Origin of the sequence: Microbacterium sp., from assembly GCF_051860965.1 — a bacterium.
GTDB lineage: Bacteria > Actinomycetota > Actinomycetes > Actinomycetales > Microbacteriaceae > Microbacterium.
In genome coordinates, this window is record NZ_JBIMKU010000001.1 from 94790 (window position 1) to 114129 (window position 19340).

At 70.4% G+C, this 19340-nt stretch carries 14 protein-coding genes; 7 read left to right on the top strand and 7 right to left on the bottom strand.

What is annotated here, in order from left to right:
- The 5 genes from ACTIFV_RS00405 to ACTIFV_RS00425 form a co-directional block, all read left to right on the top strand.
- Window positions 1-357 (top strand): ABC transporter ATP-binding protein (locus ACTIFV_RS00405; protein WP_439590826.1); only part of this gene is annotated, 357 nt, incomplete at its 5' end.
- A 153-nt stretch (window positions 358-510) separates the two neighbouring features.
- On the top strand, window positions 511-2790 hold the full coding sequence (locus ACTIFV_RS00410) for a beta-glucosidase (RefSeq protein WP_439591372.1): 2280 nt from the start codon (window positions 511-513) through the stop codon (window positions 2788-2790).
- Window positions 2787-4295 (top strand): family 43 glycosylhydrolase, encoded by a 1509-nt coding sequence (locus tag ACTIFV_RS00415; RefSeq protein ID WP_439590827.1) that lies wholly within the window; start codon window positions 2787-2789, stop codon window positions 4293-4295. The genes ACTIFV_RS00410 and ACTIFV_RS00415 overlap by 4 nt, the downstream gene beginning before the upstream one ends.
- Window positions 4292-7069 (top strand): family 78 glycoside hydrolase catalytic domain, encoded by a 2778-nt coding sequence (locus ACTIFV_RS00420; protein ID WP_439590828.1) that lies wholly within the window; start codon window positions 4292-4294, stop codon window positions 7067-7069. The genes ACTIFV_RS00415 and ACTIFV_RS00420 overlap by 4 nt, the downstream gene beginning before the upstream one ends.
- Before the next feature lie 7 nt (window positions 7070-7076).
- Window positions 7077-8822 carry a DUF5605 domain-containing protein gene (locus ACTIFV_RS00425; RefSeq protein WP_439590829.1) on the top strand — a complete coding sequence of 582 codons (1746 nt, stop codon included), beginning with the start codon at window positions 7077-7079 and terminating at the stop codon, window positions 8820-8822.
- 443 nt (window positions 8823-9265) lie between these two features.
- Here ACTIFV_RS00425 and ACTIFV_RS00430 read toward each other — a convergent pair whose 3' ends face one another.
- Together ACTIFV_RS00430 and ACTIFV_RS00435 are read right to left on the bottom strand one after the other, a co-directional pair.
- Window positions 9266-10516: an FAD-binding protein gene (locus tag ACTIFV_RS00430; protein WP_439590830.1), complete on the bottom strand. Its 1251-nt coding sequence runs from the start codon at window positions 10514-10516 to the stop codon at window positions 9266-9268.
- Window positions 10517-10525: 9 nt separating this feature from the next.
- Complete coding sequence (locus ACTIFV_RS00435; RefSeq protein ID WP_439590831.1) at window positions 10526-12034, bottom strand: apiosidase-like domain-containing protein; 1509 nt, start codon at window positions 12032-12034, stop codon at window positions 10526-10528.
- A gap of 101 nt (window positions 12035-12135) precedes the next feature.
- Between ACTIFV_RS00435 and ACTIFV_RS00440 the strand changes: the two genes are divergently transcribed.
- On the top strand, window positions 12136-13146 hold the full coding sequence (locus ACTIFV_RS00440) for a LacI family DNA-binding transcriptional regulator (protein WP_439590832.1): 1011 nt from the start codon (window positions 12136-12138) through the stop codon (window positions 13144-13146).
- Here ACTIFV_RS00440 and ACTIFV_RS00445 read toward each other — a convergent pair.
- From ACTIFV_RS00445 to ACTIFV_RS00465, 5 genes are all read right to left on the bottom strand, one after another.
- Window positions 13119-14060: a nucleoside hydrolase gene (locus ACTIFV_RS00445; RefSeq protein ID WP_439590833.1), complete on the bottom strand. Its 942-nt coding sequence runs from the start codon at window positions 14058-14060 to the stop codon at window positions 13119-13121. The genes ACTIFV_RS00440 and ACTIFV_RS00445 overlap by 28 nt on opposite strands.
- Window positions 14057-14665 (bottom strand): hypothetical protein, encoded by a 609-nt coding sequence (locus ACTIFV_RS00450; protein WP_439590834.1) that lies wholly within the window; start codon window positions 14663-14665, stop codon window positions 14057-14059. Before ACTIFV_RS00450 ends, ACTIFV_RS00445 begins: the two co-directional genes overlap by 4 nt.
- Entirely contained in the window at window positions 14662-15570 is a 909-nt protein-coding gene (locus ACTIFV_RS00455; protein WP_439590835.1) for a carbohydrate ABC transporter permease, read from the bottom strand. Before ACTIFV_RS00455 ends, ACTIFV_RS00450 begins: the two co-directional genes overlap by 4 nt.
- The gene (locus ACTIFV_RS00460; RefSeq protein WP_439590836.1) at window positions 15567-16523 is read right to left on the bottom strand and encodes a carbohydrate ABC transporter permease; all 957 of its coding nucleotides are present in this window, start codon (window positions 16521-16523) and stop codon (window positions 15567-15569) included. Before ACTIFV_RS00460 ends, ACTIFV_RS00455 begins: the two co-directional genes overlap by 4 nt.
- Window positions 16524-16590: 67 nt before the next feature.
- A complete protein-coding gene (locus tag ACTIFV_RS00465) occupies window positions 16591-17904 on the bottom strand; it encodes an ABC transporter substrate-binding protein (RefSeq protein ID WP_439590837.1) in 1314 nt (437 codons plus the stop codon).
- Window positions 17905-18040: 136 nt separating this feature from the next.
- Between ACTIFV_RS00465 and ACTIFV_RS00470 the strand changes: the two genes are divergently transcribed.
- Window positions 18041-19315, top strand: a complete 1275-nt coding sequence (locus ACTIFV_RS00470; RefSeq protein WP_439590838.1) for a glycoside hydrolase 43 family protein — start codon at window positions 18041-18043, stop codon at window positions 19313-19315.
- The last annotated feature ends 25 nt before the right edge of the window (window positions 19316-19340 follow it).

Genomic DNA, 19340 nt, shown 5'->3' on the forward strand with positions numbered 1-19340 from the left:
GCGCTGGCGCTCGACCCGAAGCTGATCGTCTGCGACGAGCCCGTGTCGGCCCTCGACCTGTCGACGCAGGCGCGCGTGCTGGACCTCTTCATCGAGATCCAGGAACGCACCGGGGTCGCCTACCTCTTCATCTCGCACGACCTCGCGGTCGTGCGCCACATCAGCCATCGCGTCGCGGTCATGTACCACGGCGAGCTCGTCGAGACGGGTGACGGCGACCAGGTAACGGCGCGGCCGGAGCATCCGTACACGCAGCGTCTGTTCCTCGCAGCGCCCGTGCCGAACCCCGACGAGCAGAAGGAGCGCCGCGCCGCGCGCCGCACGCTCCTCGACGCCCAAGCCGCCGACGCGGCCTGAACGCCCCTCCGGAAGGACCTCCCCGTGACCACGGACTCCACGGCGCACCTGCGCCCGCTGCTCGAGCGCCTCACCCTCGACCATAAGGTCGCCCTCGTGCAGGGCGCCGACTTCTGGACGACCGTGCCGCTCCCCGAGATCGGTCTGCGCGCCATGACGCTGTCGGACGGCCCCGCCGGCGTCCGCGGACCTCGGTGGGACGAGCGCGAGCCCTCGCTCAACCTGCCGTCGGGATCGGCCCTCGCGGCCTCGTGGGACGTGGACCTCGCATACCGGTACGGGGCGGCCGCGGCATCCGAAGCCCGTCGCAAGGATGTCGACGTCGTGCTCGGGCCGACCATCAACCTGCATCGCTCACCCCTGGGCGGGCGCCATTTCGAGTGCTTCAGCGAGGACCCCGAGCTGTCCGCCGAGCTCGGTGCCGCGTACGTGCGGGGTCTGCAGGAGAACGGCGTCGCCGCGACCCCGAAGCACTACGTCGCGAACGACTCCGAGACGGATCGCTTCACGGTCGACGTGAAGGTGGATGCCCGTGCTCTGCGCGAGCTGTACCTCGCGCCGTTCGAGCGCGCGGTCGAGGCCGGCGCGTGGTCGGTCATGAGCGCGTATAACTCGGTCGACGGCGTGACGATGACCGAGAACGAGCTGCTCGAGACGCCTCTCAACTCGGAGTGGGGCTTCGACGGCGTCGTCGTGAGCGACTGGACCGCCGTCCGATCGCTCGACGCCGTGCCGGCCGCGCAGGATCTTGCGATGCCCGGTCCGGCGCCGGCGTGGGCGGGGCTCGCGGATGCGATCCGTGACGGCAGCCTTGACGAGGCGGACCTCGATCGCAAGGTGCTCCGGATGCTGCTCCTCGCCGAACGCGTCGGCGCCCTGGAGGGGTCGGCGCAGGTCGAGCCTGCCCCTGTCGACGGCGTCGCGTTCACGCGCGAGGCCGCGATCGCCGGCACCGTGCTGCTGAGCAACGACGGCACGCTGCCGCTCGACGTGTCGACCCTCGGAACCGTCGCCGTCATCGGCCACAATGCCCGCGACGCGCGCACGCAGGGCGGCGGCAGCGCCACCGTGCTGCCCGAGAGGATCGTCTCGCCGCTCGACGGCATCCGCGCGGCGGTGCCCGACGCGGAAGTGATCTACGAGCTGGGCGCCGTCGTGCAGGAGGGGGTCGCCGAGATCCCGCTCGCCCAGCTGCAGAACCCGGTGACCGGCGAGCCCGGCCTGCGCGTGACGTTCTTCGACGCGGACGGCTCCGAGATCTTCACGGAGGACCGCCGGGCGAGCGCCCTGGTGTGGTTCGGCGGCGACGCTCCCATCTCGGCGAGCGCTCGCGTCGATCTGGCGACGAGGTACACCCCTGTCGAGACCGGAGAGATCCTGCTCGGCTTCTCCGGCGCGAACCCGGGTCGGGTCTTCGTCGACGGCGCTCTCGTGCTCGACGAGACGCCCGTCATCGAGGGCACGGACCTCGGCGCCGCGTTCCTGAATCCGCCGTCGTCGACCGCCCGCGTGCAGGTGACGGCCGGTCGGTCCATCGACGTCCGCGCCGAGTTCGACCTCGATGCATCCGGTCCGCTCGCGGGTGCGCTCAGCGTCACGGTGGGCATCGCGCCCGAGCAGACGGATCCCGACGAGCTGATCGCCCGCGCGGCGCGCGCGGCCGCGGCATCCGACGTCGCCGTCGTCGTCGTCGGCACCAACTCGAAAGTCGAGTCCGAGGGCTACGACCGCGTCGACCTGGACCTTCCCGGTCGGCAGGACGACCTCGTCCGCGCGGTCGCCGCGACCGGCACGCCCACGATCGTCGTCGTCAACGCCGGGTCGCCCGTCGTCCTGCCGTGGGCCGGGGATGTCGCGGCGGTCGTGCAGGGCTACTTCGGCGGTCAGGAGTTCGGCTCCGCGATCGCGGCCGTGCTGACCGGTGCCGCCGAGCCCGGGGGCCGTCTGCCCACAACCTGGCCCGCGGCACTGTCGGACGTCCCCGTGACCGACGTCACCCCGGCCGACGGCGTGCTGGCCTACCCCGAAGGCATCCACATCGGCTACCGCGCGTGGCTCAGGGCGGATGCGTCGCCGGCGTTCCCGTTCGGCCACGGCCTCGGCTACACGACGTGGGCATGGGGTGTCGGCCAGCGCTCGGGCGACGACCTCGAGGTCACGCTCGCGAACACGGGCGAACGCGCGGGCAAGCAGGTCGTGCAGGTCTACGCCGAGCGCGCCGAGTCGTCCATCGAGCGTCCCGCCCGCTGGCTGGTCGGATTCGCCGTCGTGCACGCCGAACCGGGCGAGACCGTGACGGCCGTCATCCCACTGCCCGCACGCCGCTTCGCGCACTGGGCCGACGGCTGGAGCCTCGAGGAAGGCGCCTTCACGGTGCGTGCCGGGGCATCCGTGGTCGATCTGCCGCTCTCGATCGAATGGACCGTCGCGTGACCACGCTCTACAACCCGCTCGTGAACGGCTTCCACCCCGACCCCTCCGTCGTGCGCGTCGGCGACGAGTGGTTCCTCGCGACGTCGACCTTCGAGTACCTGCCCGGCATCCCGATCCATCGCTCGACCGACTTCGAGACCTGGGAGCTCATCGGCCACGTCGCGACGCGGCCGGGCCAGCTCGGGGCCGCCGACGTGCCGACCGGTGGCGGCGCGTGGGCACCGACCATCCGCCATCACGACGGCCTCTTCCACCTCGTCATCACGGATGCGATGGGGCGCGGGATGCTGCACTTCACCGCCGAAGACGCCGCAGGCCCGTGGAGCGACGGCGACCTGCTGCTCGTGCAGGACGGCTCCGGCACGATCTCGGGCATCGATCCCGACATCGTGTGGGATGCCGAAGGCACGGCGTACGTGACCTTCTCCGGTCTGCTGCTGAGCGGCGACCTCGACCCCAACGCGCCGATGCACCTCGGCATCCAGCAGGCGAAGGTCGACCTCGCGACGCATCGCGCCCTCGAGGAGCCGCGATCGCTGTGGTCGGGCACGGGCCTCATGTTCCCCGAAGCGCCGCACGTGTACGAGATCGACGGCGCCTGGTACCTGCTGATCGCCGAAGGCGGCACCGAGCGCGGTCACACGATCAGCATCGCGCGCGGCGCTTCGCCCGAAGGGCCATTCGAAGGTGCCCCCGGCAACCCGCTCGTCTCGGCGCGCTCGACGCCGCGTCCGATCCAGAACACGGGCCACGGCGACCTCGTCGTGGGCCCCGACGGCGAGTGGCTGTGCGTGCTGCTCGGCGTGCGCCCCCGCAGCGGCACGCGCGCGTTCTCGGCCCTCGGTCGCGAGACGTTCGTCACGCCCGTCACCTGGACGGACGGATGGCCTGCGATCGCGCCGGTCGCGCTCAACGCCCGCCCGGGGACCCGCGTGGACGTTTCGTTCGACGCGCCGCTCGACGCGGAGTGGGTCGCCGTCCGGGCCTTCCCGACCGAGGTCTCGACGCTCCGAGACGGGCGCCTCGTCCTGGTCGCCGACGGCTCGACGCTCGCTGATGCGAAGCCGATCTTCGTAGGGCGCCGCCAGGAGCACCTCACGAACGAGGTCACCGTGCGCCTCGATGTCTCGGCCGGCGTGGGCGGTCTCGGCGTGCGCTACGACGAGGCGTTCCACGTCGAGATCGAGGCGGGCGCGGGATCCCTCACGGCACGCGCGAGCCTGGGCGGTCTGCACCAGGAGTGGTCGCAGCCGTTCACGGGCGACGTCGTCGATCTGCACCTCGCATCCCGCAAGCCCGTCGGGGGAACCGGGATCGTGTCGACGAGCGACGTGTTCCACCTCGGCGCGACGATCGACGGCGAGCGCCTCGAGCTCGCGCAGATCGACGGCCGGTTCCTGTCGTCCGAGGTGACGGAGTCCTTCACGGGTCGCGTCATCGGCGTCTACGCTGTCGCGGGCGAAGTGCACGCGCTGAGCTGGGTCGCCGAGGGGGATGACGAATGACGTCGAAGGTCGGGATGCTGCGCGCCGAGCTCCGTGACGACAGCCCGCTCGTCGCGACGCCGAGCCCGCGCCTGACCTGGACCGTCGAGACCGATGAGCCCGGCTGGATCCAGGCATCCGTCGACGTCACCGACGGGCTCGAGACCGTCACGCTCGACGGACGCGGCAGCGTTCTGGTGGCGTGGCCGTTCGCTCCCCTCGCGGCGGGCGAGTCCCGCGACGTCTCGGTGCGCGCGCGCTCGACCGACGGCGGCCGGACCGCCTGGAGCGAGCCCACCCGGGTCGAGGCGGGCTTCCTCGCCGACGGCGAGTGGATCGCACAGCCGATCGGCCTCGCCGAGCCCGATCGCGACGCGCAGCCGGCGGTCGTGCGCACGCGGTTCCGGCTCGCGCGCCCGTTCGCGAAGGTGCAGCTGCTGTGGACCGCGCTGGGCGTCGCCGAGCCGTCGGTGAACGGCACACCGGCTTCGGATGACGTGCTGAGCCCGGGCTGGACCGCCTACCGCGACCGGCTGGTCCACGAGACGGTCGACGTCACCGCGCTCGTGCACGAGGGGGACAACGAACTCGCCGCGACGATCGCCGGCGCCTGGTACACCGAGAAGTACGGCTTCTTCACCTTCACGAACCGCCTGTACGGCACGCAGCCGTCGTTCCTCGCGCAGCTGCGCGTGACGTTCGCGGACGGCGCGGTCGAGACGATCGCCGCGACGGGTGAGGGATGGGATGCCGCAGGCGACGGCCCCGTCGTCGACAGCGGCGTCTACCCGGGCGAGCACCAGGACCTCCGTCGCGCGCCGGCAGCCTGGGCGCCCGCGCGCGTCGGCGCCGCGGCCCTGCCCGGCTACGAGAACGTGCCCCTGCCCGAGGCGCGGATCGCGCCGCCCGTGCGGCGCATCGAGTCGCTCCCCGTCGCCGCCGTGCTCGAGACCCCCTCGGGCGGTCGCATCCTCGACTTCGGCCAGAACCTCGTCGGCCGTCTGCGCGTCGCGGTGCGCGGCGCCGCCGGCGATCGCGTGGTCGTCCGTCACGCCGAAGTGCTCGAAGACGGCGAGCTCGCGCTCCGGCCGCTGCGCAACGCCGCCGCAACGGCGACCTTCGACCTCTCGGGCGGCGACGACGTGCTCGAATCGCGCTTCTCGTTCTACGGCTTCCGCTACGCCGAGATCACGGGCGCCGACGTCGAGCCGGATGCCGTCCAGGCCGTCGTGCTCCACACCGACATGACGCGCACGGGATGGTTCTCCTCCTCGAACCCACTCGTCGACCGCCTGCACGAGAACGTCGTGTGGGGGATGCGGGGCAACTTCCTCTCGATCCCGACCGACTGCCCGCAGCGCGACGAGCGCCTCGGCTGGACGGGCGACATCCAGGTCTTCGCTCCGAGCGCGAGCTTCCTGTACGACAGCGACGCGTTCCTGACCTCGTGGATGCGCGACCTCGCGCACGAGCAGGCGCGCAACGACGGCGACGTCACTCTCGTGGTGCCCGCCGCCCTGCCGTCCTTCGGGTCGCTGGGCGCGACCGCCGCGTGGGGCGATGCCGCGACCGTCGTGCCGACGGTGCTGTACGAGCGGTACGGCGACCTCGGCGTCCTCGAGGCGCAGTATCCGAGCATGCGCGCCTGGGTCGACCGCGTTCTCTCCGAAGCCGGCGATTCGGGCCTGTGGGCCGGCAGGATGCAGCTCGGCGACTGGCTCGATCCGTCGGCGCCGCCCGACAAGCCCGGTGACGCCAAGGTCTCGGGCGACATCGTCGCGACCGCGTACCTCGCCCGTTCGCTGCGGCAGGTCGCGGACGCCGCGCGACTGCTCGGACGGGATGAGGATGCCGCGGTCTACGCCGCCCTCGCCGATCGCAGCCGGGCGGCCTTCGTGGCCGAGTACGTCACGCCGGCCGGGCGCATGATGAACGACGCCCCGACGGCGTACGCGCTCGCGCTCGAATTCGACCTCGTGACCGACCCCGCGCAGCGGGCGGCGCTCGCGGCACGGCTCGCGGCCGTCGTCCGCGAGGGCGGCTACCGCATCGCGACGGGTTTCGTCGGCACTCCGCTCGTGACCGATGCCCTCACCGCCGGCGGACACCTCGACGCGGCCGAGCGACTGCTGCTGCAGACCGAGTGCCCGTCGTGGCTGTACCCCGTCACGATGGGTGCGACGACCGTGTGGGAGCGCTGGGACAGCCTGCTGCCGGACGGCTCGGTCAACCCCGGTGAGATGACCTCGTTCAACCACTACGCGCTCGGCGCGGTCGCCGACTGGCTGCACCGCACCGTCGCAGGACTCGCACCGGATGCCCCCGGCTACGCGCGCCTGCGCATCGCGCCTCGGCCCCTCTCCTCGTTCCAGCACGCCGAGGCACGACACGTCACGCCGTACGGCGCGGCGTCGGTGGCATGGTCGCGCGACGGCGACGTGATCGTCGTCCGCGCGACCGTGCCGGCCAACACGACCGCGATCGTCGACCTGCCCGGCGACGGCGCCGCGTTCGAGGTGGGATCGGGTCGCCACGAGTGGCGGGTGGATGCGGCATCCACCGCCGAGCGGCCCGCACTCGACGGCCTGAACGCCTCGCTCGCCGACGTCATCGACGATCCGCGCGCCTACGCGGCACTGCTCGAGACGCTCGCCGAGGTCGCGCCCGAGCGTGTCGCCGCCGTTCGCGACGAGACCCTCTGGGCTGCCGGCCGCCCGCTCGCGGCCGCTCTGATGTTCACCCCGCCCCCCGTGCTCGAGGCGGTCGACGCCGCGGTCCGCGCGGCGACCCGATAGGAGTTCCATGTTCGACCGCGCCAGCACCTTCGGCGAAGCCCTCGACAGCCCCGCGGCCCGCGCCGTGCTCGAGAAGTACATGCCGGGCATCGCGGCATCGCCCATGGCGACGCAGTTCCGCAGCGGCCGTCTGGGACAGCTGATCGCGATCGTGCCGTCGCTCGAGGACCCGGCGGTGCGTGACGAGATGTGGGCGGCACTCGCCGCGATCGGCGACGGCGAGTCCTCGCGCGCCCCGTACGCGCCGGCGATCGCACCCGATCTGTCGTACGACGACGGCGAAAGGGCGTCGGCCGGCCTGACATCCCCCGCACCGACGCCGCTGTGGGACGTGCTCGAGATCCGGCTCGACGGCCCGTCGCACGGCAACCCGTTCGTCGATGTCGAACTGGACGCCGTCTTCACACGCCCCGACGGCACCGAGGTGCGCGTGGGCGGCTTCTACGACGGCGACGGGGTCTATCTCGTGCGCGCTCTCGCCGATGCCCTGGGCGACTGGTCGTTCACGACACGGTCGACCGCGGCATCCCTCGACGGCATCTCGGGGGCCGCGACGGTCGTCGGCGCGCGTGAGGGCGCGCACGGACCGGTGCGGGTCGACGGCTTCCACTTCCGTCATGCCGACGGCACGCGTCACCGGCCGCTGGGCACGACCGCGTACGCGTGGACCCACCAGCCCGAGGCGCTGCAGGAGCAGACCCTTGCGACGCTCGCCGAGGCTCCGTTCTCGAAGATCCGCATGTGCCTGTTCCCGAAGTCCTATCTCTTCAACGCGAACGAGCCGGCCGACTTCGTGTTCCCCGGATCGCTCGAGGGCGGCTTCGACCTCGAGCGCTTCGACCCCGCGCACTTCCGCCGCCTCGAGCGCCGCATCCATCAGCTGGCCGAGCTCGGCATCCAGGCCGACCTCATCCTCTTCCACGCGTACGACCGCTGGGGCTTCGCCGACCTCGGTCCGGCCGTCGACGAGCGGTACCTGCGCTACGTCGTGCGCCGCCTCGCCGCCTTCTCGAACGTCTGGTGGTCGATGGCGAACGAGTACGACCTGCTGTGGTCGAAGGATCTCGACGACTGGGAGCGCCTGGCGGCCGTCGTCGGCGAGGAGGACCCGTTCGGCCACCTCAACTCGATCCACAACTGCCGCCCGCTCTACGACTACTCGCGCCCGTGGATCACGCACGTCAGCATCCAGCGCGTGGACGTCTACCGCACCGCGGAGAACACCGACGAGTGGCGCGAAGCGTGGGGCAAGCCCGTCGTCATCGACGAGTGCGCCTACGAGGGCGACATCGACCAGGGCTGGGGCAACATCACGGGCGAGGAGATGACGCGCCGGTTCTGGGAGGGCGCCGTCCGCGGCGGCTACGTCGGCCACGGCGAGACCTACCTGCCCGCCGCGGACGCGGACGACGTGCTGTGGTGGGCGAAGGGCGGCGAGCTGACGGGAACCTCGCCGGATCGCATCGGCTTCCTCGAGCAGCTGCAGGCCGAGGCCCCCGACGGCGTGTGGGATCCCCTCCCCTCGGACTGGGACGTGCCGTGGGGCGGCGCTGCCGGAGAGCAGATCGTCGGATACTTCGGGTTCAACCGCCCGCGGTTCCGCAATGTGTTCCTGCCCGACGGCTCGTGGACGATCGACGTCATCGACACGTGGAACATGACCGTCGACCGCGTGCCCGGCACGCACGAGGGCAACACCCGCGTCGAGCTGCCCGGTCGGCAGTTCATGGCGATCCGCGCGACCCGCGCCTGATCCCGCCCGTCTGCTCTTCTCTTCACGCGAACCCACTCACTTCTCGCGAACCCACCCGGAATCACGCGCAGATCTGGGTGGGTTCACGAAAGATGGATGGGTTCGGGGTCTGCGGGATGTCCTCCACAGCCTGCGGCTCACGTGCGGAGTCAACAGATCGAGTGCGACGGATCTGCCGACGGGGATGCGGCGAGCAGAGTCGTGGGGATGGATGCTGCAGAAGCCCGCAGACGGGTGGCGTGCGCCGCCGAACTCGAAGGAGGACTACCGGATCGACTTCGGTTTGGACGATGTCGAGGCGTGGGGCGAGTTCGACGGCACGGGCAAGTACTTCGACCCCGCCGTTTTTCGCACCGGAGTAGGTGGGTTGGCGAAGAGTAGGTGGGTTCGCGAGAGAAGAGGGGTTCGGCGAAGAGGAAGCGGGAGAGAAGAGGGGAGAGAGGTCAGCGCGGCAGGCGGACGCCGAGGCGCTCGAGGTGGGCGTTCGAGAAGACGCCGTCGGGATCGAGGCGCTCGAACACCGCGCGGGCATCGGCCAGGCGCGGGTGGACGGCGGCGATCCGCGCCGCGTCGTACCGGTGGTACTTGCCCCAGTGCGGACGCGCCGCGAACGGCTCGAGCACCGCTTCGATGAGGGCGACCGCGTCGGCGACCTCGTTCGGTCGGTTGTGCCACGTGAAGTGGATGATGACGCTGTCGCGCTCGTAGGCACCGCTCAGCCAGAGGCCGTCGGCGGCGGCCGTGCGCAGCTCGGTCCAGATGAGAGCGGGACGGATGCCGTCGCCCAGCGCCAGCACGGCACGCAGAGCCGCAGGCGCATCGGCGCGTGAGACGAAGTACTCGCTCTGGATCTCGTCGCCGAACGACGGCTCGGCATCGAGACGGAAGTGCGGGAGGCGCAGCATCCAGGGCCCCGGGACTCCGCCGATCTCGGTGATGTTGTCGCCCTGGCCGAGCGGGGACTCGCCGGCCGCCGCCAGCCGTCCGTCGACAAGCGTCGCGGGCACCGGATCGTCATCGGCGTCGAGGCGCGTCTTCGTCCAGACGAAGCCGAGCGAAGGCTCCTCCCACCGCGAGAACACCGAGACGCTGTAGGCCGCGCCGGTCACCGCCGACCAGTCGCGGAGCGCGGCATCCCACGACACTCCCGTGTAGACGTCCTGGCGCACGCGGAACGACGGCACGACGTCGAGGGTCACGGCCACCGTGACGCCGAAGGCCCCGAGGCCGACCACGAGCGCATCGAAGTCGGCGGCACCGCGTCGGATCTCGTGCACCTCGGCGTCGGCGCCGACGTATCGCAGCGCCCGCACACCCGTCGACAGCACGCCGTTCCCATCGCCCGAGCCGTGCGTGCCGGTCGCCGTCGCCCCGCCTACGTTGATGTGCGGGAGGGAGCCCATGTTGCGCAGCGCCCATCCGCGCTCGTCGAGCCAGAGCGCGAGCTCGCCGTATCGGGTTCCGGCACCGACCGTCACCGTCTGCTCGTCGGGATCGAGCGAGACGTCGGCCGGCAGACCCGTCACGTCGACGAGCGTGCCCGTCGTGTCGGGCAGGTCCGTGAAGGAGTGCCGTGTGCCGAGCGCACGCACGCGCCCTCCGCGCGCGACGATGGAGCGGATGTCGTCGACCGAGGTCGCCGTCACGATCCGCGGGGCCGTGTACTCGTAGGTGCCTGCCCAGTTCCTCGTCACGAACTCAACCTATGCGACGCGCGTGACCCGCAGGGCGATCAATCCCTCGGAGGGGAGGGCGATGGAGGCTGCATCCCTCGCGAACGCGTCGTTGCGCTGCACGTCGTCGAGCACGAACTCCCCCGCGACCCGCTCGACCGTCATGCCCCACGCGTCGATCACGTCGACGACGAACCGGTCGCCGACCTCGAGCCGCTCGCCCTTGTTCCCCTGCGGCAGACGGAACGACCACGATGCACCCCCGGCCTCGCCGAGGTACTGCACGTACACCCGGCGCGGCCAGCCGGCGACGTACGCGGGGTCGTCCCACTTGTCGATCGGGTCGAGTCCCGGGGCGTCGATCTCGTCGAGCAGACGACGCAGGAACCCGAGACGCGCGGGGCTCTCGCCCTGCAGCGGCCCTCCCTGCACCATGTGCAAGGAGCCGTTGGGCAGTGTGAAGCTCTCGCCGTGCGACGCGTAGCAGCCGGCGACGGTCGCGATCCAGAACCGGTGAACGAGCTCGCGGCCCGTCAGACGCCCCCAGCGATCGTCGATGTCACCCTCGTACTTGATCTCATCGAGCACGATCGGCTTGCGGTACGCATCGCGATAGAGGGACGCGCGGCCGAAGTCCGCGACGGCCGACTCGTTCTGGATGGAGGCGTGCGTGACCCAGTCCTGATTGTGGTCGTGCAGCTCCATCCAGTTGTGGATCGACCGCAGATGATCGTGCGGATCCTCTTCCGCGAGGATCCTGCCCATTCGATCCCACCGGTCGGCGGGGCGATCGGTGAGGATGTCGAACTCGTTGCACAGCGACCACCACACGTTCGGGTACGCCGAGAGGCGCGCCACCAGGTAGCGGAGGTACGCGGCATCCTGCTCCTCCGTCAGCGCGTCGAGACCGAAGCGGCCTCCGTCGTAGGAGTTGAAGATGAGCACGTCGGCCTGGATGCCGTGGCGTCCGAGCATCTCGACGGCCTCGTCGAGTCGGCGGAAGAAGGGAATCACGGGGCGCGAGACATCCCATGAGCCGTCGGCGGACCTCTCGAACGGGAGGAGGTCGGGGAAGTGCTCGATGTGGCCCCCCGCCTGCGGGAAGACCATGAAGCGGAACTTGTCGAACCCGGCCCGAGCGAGCACCTCGGGAGTCTCGGAGAACAACGGCTCCTCCTGGTGGAGCCAGTTGTACGCGGTGGCGCCGACAGGACGGAAGGGGGTGCCGTCGGCGTGGGCGAAGTGGAAGGTGGATGCCACGCGCACCGGTCCGTGACCTTCCGCGCCCGCGACCACCAGCCTGCCCTCGACGCCGTCGAGCTCAGCCGCGTCGGACTGCGTGCGCCACGACCACGCACCTTGGAGTTCGGGCGCGAATCGTGCGCGGTAGCGCGTGCCGCCGTCCCAGAAGCCCGGCACGTGCGTCGCGGCGCCGCTCTCGTGAACGAACAGCACACGCAGGGGAACGAGATCCGCCGGGATGGGCTCGGCGGGACCCTCGAAGTCGAGGTGAAGCGGGCGGTAGGCGGGATGCGTCATGAAGAGACTCTCTCGTGATCGGAGGTGCAGACCAGAAACCGGTTGCCTGGATAGAATCGACGCGCGGGACGCCCGCACGTGGACGGAGTGAGGGGCATCGGATGCCGCGAAGCGAAGGCGCTCGACCCGCCACCATCGGCGATGTCGCCAGCGCCGCCGGCGTCTCCCGGGCCACGGTCTCGAGGGTCCTGAACGGTCGATCGACGGTCGACCCCGCTCTCATCGCCCGCGTCGAGGCCGTCATCGCCGAGCTCGCCTACCGACCGAGCGAGACGGCGCGCAATCTGTCGCTCGGGCGCACCAACACCGTCGCGGTCGTGGTTCCCGACCTCGGCAACCCCATGTTCCAGGCGATCCTGCGCGGCGCGACGCTCGCCGCCGCAGCCGACGGGTACCAGGTTCTGGTCGCGGATACGCAGGAGAAGCCCGACCTCGAACGGCGCGCGGCGCTCGACGCACGGCGACGCTGCGACGCCCTCCTGCTGTGCGCACCCCGCATGCCCGACGACGACCTCGCAGAGGTGCTGCGGAACGCGCGCCCCCTCACACTCGTCAACCGCCACGTGGACGGAGCGGCCGTCCCGCAGCTCGCGATGGACTATCGCCACGCGGTCGGCATCGTGGCCGACCACCTGGCCGCACTCGGACACCGTCGCATCGTCTACCTCGGCGGCCCCATCGCCAGCGCGTCGAACGTGCTGCGCCTCGAGGGTCTCGATGCTGCCGAAAAGCGCCACCCCGGACTCGCGATCGAGCGACGCGAAGTGGGCGCGACGCTCGACGCGGGATGGGACGCCGCCGATGCCGTGCTCGCGGGCGACGCGACGGCCGTCATCGCCTTCAACGACCTCGTCGCGATCGGCGTCCTCTCGCGGCTCGACGATCTGTCGATCGCGGTTCCCGAGCGGATCTCGGTCGTAGGGGTCGACGACATCCCGTTCGCGCGGTACAGCAGGCCGCACCTCACGACGGTCTCGGTACCGCAGGATTCGCTCGGCACCCTCGCCTGGCAGCAGCTCAAGGCCGCCATGTCGGGACTGCCCGTGGGCGACCCGGTGTGGGTGCGCGGATCGCTCGTCGAACGTCACAGCACGGGGCGGGCGCCCGCCTGAGTCGCGGGGACGACCGGCCACGAGCCGTCTGCGAACTCCTCGAGCTTCGCGAACATGTCCTCGAGGAGGTAGCGCACGTCGATCTGCTCGACGACGAGCACATCGTTTCCGAGCTCGGACGGGACGCAGTGGCCGTCCGCCGTGAAGCGGACCGGCGACTGGCGGCGGAAGGATGCGCACCACGGCTCGAGCATCAGGGCGATCGCGGGCGAGTCGCCGAGCGACCGCGATTCGACCGGTACGCGGTGGTGCGTCGTGTTGAAGTCGACGACCGTCTGAGCGAGGTAACGCCCGAGCTCGCCGCAGGGCTCGACGCGCCGGCGGAGCTCCGCGTAGCCGACCGCGGCGAGGCGGTACACATTCGACGGCACCTGCTGCAGCTGGACTCCTGAGCCGAAGACGACGTTCGCGGCGTGGATGTCGTTTCGCAGATTGAACTCGGGCCACGTACCGCGCCACTCACGGTCACCGTAGGGCGGACCGCCGATCCAGATCACGGTCGTGTCCGTGCGGGCGATGTCGGGAGCCAGGAGCAGCGCACTGGCCATGTCGGTGAGCGGGCCCAGGAAGCCGATGAAGAGCGGCCCCGCATCGGCGCGCCGTGCCTCCTCGATGATGAGCTGCGCGCCCGGACTGTCGACAGGCGTGAACTCGTCGGGAAGGCGGTGCTCGGCACCGTCGGCGATCCGCACCTCGCCCGGGATCCCCATCAGCTCGAGGAGGTGATCCAGCTCCTCGCGCGAATCGAGCATGGATCGGTCCGAGCGCTCGTCGCCGAAATGCGCGGGGATGATCCCGCGGATGTCGAGACTCGGCGACAGGAGGGCGTGCACGACGGCGAACTGATCGTCGGCTTCGTTCTTGACGTCGGAGTCGATGATGACGCGACGTCTGCGCGGGTCGTCGACGATCATGAAGCGACCGGGACCTCTCTGTCCATCGCAACCGCGGCGAGCGCGAGCGGCCCGAGCATCACCACGAGCAGAAGGGGTGCGATCGAGACGATGGCGCCGGCCGCGGCGACCGCGAGCACGAGCAGTGCGGAGCCCGCGGCATCCTCCGACATCCGTCGCCACGCGACCGCGAACGTACGGCGTGCCGGAACGCCCGTGCGCCATGCGCCCGCGACGCGCAGGGCGACAGCGCCCAGCCCGGCCGCGAGCACGACCGGCAGCGCGAGCGCCCACGCCTCACCCGGCGCGACGTATGGAAGCACGACGACATCGAAGGCGAGCAGGGCGGTCACGATCGTCGGCAGCACGACGTGGGACAGCGGATGCCGCACCGTCCGATCGACGAACACCGACCACAGACGGCGGGCGCTCACGTGCCGATCAGCCGCGCGCGCTTCGCGCAGCGTGTCGACTCCCGCGCTCAGCGCCGCGAACCAGGTCACGATGAGCAGCGACAGACCGAAGACGAGCACGCCGATGTACAGCGTGTCGGCGAACAGGTGGAAGGTCGGCGAGTGCGGGTCGAGCGCGCCGGGCGCCTGCCGTCGCTGCGTCGTCGCGCTCATCCCTTCAGCCCCGACGTCGCGACGCCGTCGACGAGGTACCGCTGGAAGACGGCGAAGAAGATCACGACGGGCAGCAGCGCCAGAACGCTCATCGCGAACATCGGCCCGAACGCCGAGGCGCTGGTCTGGTCGACGAAGAGGCGCAGGCCGAGCTGCAGCGTGAAGTTCTGGGGGTCGTTCAAGTAGATGAGCTGCGGGAAGAAGTCGTCCCAGCTCCAGATGAACGAGAAGATCGTGGTCGTGATGAGCGCCGGGCGCATGAGCGGCAGGATGACCGACCAGAATGTGCGGTACGGTCCGGCCCCGTCGATGAGGGCCGCCTCGTCGAGATCGCGGGGGATGCCTCGGATGAACTGCACCATGAGGAAGACGAAGAAGGCCTCGGTGGCGAGGAACTTCGGCAGCACGAGCGGCAGGAAGGTGCCGACCATGCCCAGCTCGTTGAAGATGATGAACTGCGGGATCAGCACGACGTGCATCGGCAGCATGATGGTCGAGATCATGAAGGCGAAGAGCGCGCCCTTCAGCCGGAATCGCAGCCGCGCGAACGCATAGGCGGCGAGCGCGCAGCTCACGACGTTGCCGACGACGGTGAGAGCCGAGATCGTGATCGAGTTGCCCAGCAGCTGCCAGAGGCTGAGTCCGGCGACGCCCTGCACCGCGATCCCGTAGTTCTCCAGGGTGAAGTCGCGGGGGAAGGGCGTCGGATTGGTGAGGATCTCGGTGCCCGGCTTGAACGAGGAGCCGAGCAGCCAGATGACGGGGTAGAGCAGGAGCAGCAGGAGCGCGAGACAGAACACGTGCCACACGATCGACCCGACGATGGTGCGCTTGGGTCGTCGACGGCGCTCGACGGGCTGCCCCGTCACGAGGGTCGCGGTCTGGTCCGTGATGAGAGCGGTCATTTGTCGTCTCCCGTGTAGTGCACCCAGCTGCGCGAGCTCCGGAAGATCAGAGCGGTCACGATCGCGATGACCACGAGCAGGAACCAGGCCATCGCCGAGGCATAGCCCATGTCGAACGCCGTGAACGCACGGTCGTAGAGATAGAGGGTGAAGAAGAGGGTGGAGTCGATCGGGCCGCCGCGACCTCCGCTGACGACGTATGCCGACGTGAACGACTGGAACGCGCCGATCATCTCGAGCACGAGGTTGAAGAAGAGCACGGGCGAAAGGAGCGGCCACGTGACCGACCAGAACGTGCGCCACCATCCGGCGCCGTCGACCGCCGCCGCATCGTAGAGCTCGGAGGGGATCTGCTTGAGCCCGGCCAGGAAGATGACCATCGGTGCGCCGAACTGCCAGACCGCGAGCGACACCAGGACGTACAGCGCGAGCGAGGGGTTCGAGATCCAGCCGCCGAGGTCGAGCCCGAAGACGCTCAGGGTGTTGTCGACGACACCGTCGTTGGAGAACAGCGTGCGCCAGACGATCGCCACGGCGACGCTCGCGCCGAGGAGGGAGGGTGCGTAGAACGCCGAGCGGTAGAAGCCCTGGCCCTTGCGCGGCCGGTTCAGCAGCAGGGCGATCCCGAGCGCGATGGCGAGCTTGAGCGGCACGGCGACCAGCACGTAGTTGAGGGTGACGCCGACGGACTTCCAGAACCGCGGGTCCTCGAAGAACATGCGCTCGTAGTTCGCGGTGCCGATGAACTCGGGCGTCGTGAAGAGGTCGTAGTCGGTGAACGACAGCACGAGCGAGGCGATCATGGGGCCGATGGTGAGCAGCGCCGCCCCGATGAGCCAGGGCGAGAGGAAGACCCACGCGGCGCCGTCGCGCCGCGGACGCCTCTTCTTCGCCGGCTCGGGCTCAGGTGCGGCCGCGGCCGGTGCCGCGGTGTCCGGATGTGTCACCGTCATCGGTGCTCCCTGGTCTCGGGGATGGGTCCGGCCGGGTCGCCGGCGACGGCGCCCCGGCCGGACGGGATTACGAGATGGCCGACTGGAAGGTCGCGTACAGCGCCTTCGCGGCATCCTTGTTGTTCGTCTGCCCGAAGATGATGTTCTCGTAGGCCAGGGTGAAGTCGGCCGGCAGCGTGCTCACGCCTGCGGGTGCCAGGGGCGACGGGTCCGAGAACTCGGACTGGTACTCGAGCACGAAGTCGTTCACGATCTTGTTCCCGCCGGTGAGCGTCGGCGCGAGCGCCTCGTAGTTCACGGAGTTGAGCGGGATGCCGCGCGTCAGGCCCAGGATCTCGGCGGCCTCCGGGTCGTTGATCAGGAAGTCCAGCAGCTTCGCAGCGACCTCGGGGTGGTCGGATTCCGGCGACACGGCGGCCACGTTCGTTCCGGCCATGCTGATGCCGAGCGTGTCGGTGTCCGACGGATACGGAGCCAGCGCCACGTGCTCCTCCCCGATCGTGTCGACGAACGCTCCGGTGATGGATGCCGCGATGAACTCGCCCGCCGACTTGCCGAGCGCGAAGCCCGAGTTCTGCATGCTCTGGTCGAGGGTCGACGTCGTCTGCGGGTCGGTCGACGCCCCCGAGTCACGGAGCTCCTGCATGAGATCGAACCAGTCCTCGAGATCGGACTCCTCGAATCCGAGCTCGCCCTCGTCCGTGAACATCTCCTTGCCGTTCTGGACGAGGTAGGTGGCGAAGTGGGCGATGTACCCGCCCGGGTCGGTGATCGCGGCCTTCGCGCCACCGCTCGCCGCGCGGATCTTCTCGCCCGCCTCGATCAGGTCGTCCCACGTGAAGCCGGCGGCCGGAGCATCCACGCCCGCCTCTTCGAACGCGATGGGGTCGTACGCCCACGCGTAGGTCGCGGTGCCGAGGGTGAAGCCGTAGAAGGTGCCGTCGATCTGGCCGATCTTCTGATTGGTCTCGGGGATGTCGTCTACCGAGATGACGTCGCCGATGTAGTCGGTGAGGTCGGTCGTCGCGCCCTTCTCGGTGTACTCCTTGACCGACTCCATCGGGATGAGGAACAGGTCGGGCTGCGAGCCGGAGGCGATCTGGGTGGCGAGCTTGGGGATGTAGGCATCGATCGCCGAGAACGAGGTCTCGACGGTGACGCCCGGGTTCTGCTCCTCGAACAGGTCGAGGGCCTCTTCGGTGAGGACGGCGCGTTCGTCGTTGCCCCACCACTGGAACGAGATGGTGACGGGACCGTCCTCCGTGGACTCGCCTGCGGGCTCGTCGCCCGCCGCGCACGCGGTCGCGGCGAAGACGACGCCCACCGCGGCGATACCGGCGCCCCACGCTCGGAGCGTGCGTCGCGGTGCTGTCATTGCCATGTCTAACTCCTCTTCGAGCGGATGGATGTCACCCGGTACTGGTGGTTTCGGCGCAAGGACGGGTGGCTCAGAAACCGGTTCCTCGGTACAGTAGCAGAGGTCAACCGGTTAGCCAAGAGCCCCCAAACGAGAGACGATGACGAGCACCTACACGAACCCCGTCCGCGCCCACGACGTGCCGGATCCCGACGTCATCCGTCTCCCCGAGGGCGGTTACGGACTCGTCGCCTCGAGCTTCGACCGTCGACCGGGGCTCCCTCTGTGGTGGTCCGCCGACCTCGTCGACTGGGTGCCCGTCGGCTTCGCCGGAGGCTGGCAGCCCCTCGCTCAGCTCAGCGGCGGAGTGTGGGCCCCTGCCCTGCGCGCGCACGCCGGAAGACTGTTCATCACCTGGGCGGACCCTGATCGCGGCGTCTACGTGGTGGAGGCGCCGTCCCTGGCGGGCCCGTGGTCCGCGCCGCGGCTCGTGATCGAGGGACCGGGACCGATCGACCCCTGTCCGCTGTGGGACGACGACGGGCGCACGTGGATCGTTCACGGCTGGGCGCGATCGCGGGCCGGGTTCGCGAACCGGCTCGACATCGTGGAGATGGATGCCGGGCTCACCGGGCCCGTGGGCACATCCCGCGTCGCGATCGACGGTGACGCGATCGACGGCTGCACCGTGCTCGAGGGTCCGAAGATCTACCGCCGCGCCGGCACGTACTGGATCTTCGCGCCCGCCGGGGGCGTCGAGAACGGGTGGCAGTACGCGTTCCGCGCCGACAGCCTCGACGGTCCGTGGGAGCCCCGCGTCATCCTGGAGCAGGGGGCCAGCACGACGAACGGGCCGCACCAGGGCGCGTGGATCGAAGGCGACGCCGGCGAAGAGTGGTTCATGCACTTCCAGCACACGCCGCAGCACGGTCGCATCCTGCATCTCCAGCCGCTCGCGTGGTCGGCTGACGGCTGGCCGCTGGTCGGGCACGCCGTGCACGGCGGTCCGCCGGAGCCGGTCGACGAGTGGGCACGACCGACGCCGCAGGACGCGCCGCCACCCCCTGAGATGCGCGGCGAGTGGCATGGGCGGGGCGCCGATCCCGGAGACCTCATCGCGGATGCGGCCGACGGCCGTATCACCGTGCATCCCGGCGGCCTCCTCGCCCGCCCCCTCGGGGTCGGTGAGGTCCGCGTCGAAGTCTCGCTCGAGGACGGCTCGGGCTGCCTCGTCCTGCTGGGCGCGGCCGAGCATCGGGTCCAGGCCGATGCGCCCGCGCGACTCGCGATCGCGCTCAGCGGCGACACGGCCCACTTCGAGGTCGACGGCGAACGCAGGGGCGAGCCCTTCGCTCTCGTGCCGTCGCAGTGGACAGGACTCGAGATCGCCGTCGGGGCCGGCGGTTCCGAGACGGCGACGTTCACGAGCGTCTGAGCACTGCAGCCCCGCCCGCGAACCC

What these genes read in the sequence shown, in the direction of transcription:
- ACTIFV_RS00410 (WP_439591372.1), top strand. Translation starts at nt 511, where the DNA reads ATGACGCTGTCGGACGGCCCCGCCGGCGTCCGCGGACCTCGGTGGGAC.
- ACTIFV_RS00420 (WP_439590828.1), top strand. Translation starts at nt 4,292, where the DNA reads ATGACGTCGAAGGTCGGGATGCTGCGCGCCGAGCTCCGTGACGACAGC.
- ACTIFV_RS00425 (WP_439590829.1), top strand. Translation starts at nt 7,077, where the DNA reads ATGTTCGACCGCGCCAGCACCTTCGGCGAAGCCCTCGACAGCCCCGCG.
- ACTIFV_RS00435 (WP_439590831.1), bottom strand. Translation starts at nt 12,034, where the DNA reads ATGACGCATCCCGCCTACCGCCCGCTTCACCTCGACTTCGAGGGTCCC.
- ACTIFV_RS00440 (WP_439590832.1), top strand. Translation starts at nt 12,136, where the DNA reads ATGCCGCGAAGCGAAGGCGCTCGACCCGCCACCATCGGCGATGTCGCC.
- ACTIFV_RS00445 (WP_439590833.1), bottom strand. Translation starts at nt 14,060, where the DNA reads ATGATCGTCGACGACCCGCGCAGACGTCGCGTCATCATCGACTCCGAC.
- ACTIFV_RS00450 (WP_439590834.1), bottom strand. Translation starts at nt 14,665, where the DNA reads ATGAGCGCGACGACGCAGCGACGGCAGGCGCCCGGCGCGCTCGACCCG.
- ACTIFV_RS00455 (WP_439590835.1), bottom strand. Translation starts at nt 15,570, where the DNA reads ATGACCGCTCTCATCACGGACCAGACCGCGACCCTCGTGACGGGGCAG.
- ACTIFV_RS00460 (WP_439590836.1), bottom strand. Translation starts at nt 16,523, where the DNA reads ATGACGGTGACACATCCGGACACCGCGGCACCGGCCGCGGCCGCACCT.
- ACTIFV_RS00465 (WP_439590837.1), bottom strand. Translation starts at nt 17,904, where the DNA reads ATGGCAATGACAGCACCGCGACGCACGCTCCGAGCGTGGGGCGCCGGT.
- ACTIFV_RS00470 (WP_439590838.1), top strand. Translation starts at nt 18,041, where the DNA reads ATGACGAGCACCTACACGAACCCCGTCCGCGCCCACGACGTGCCGGAT.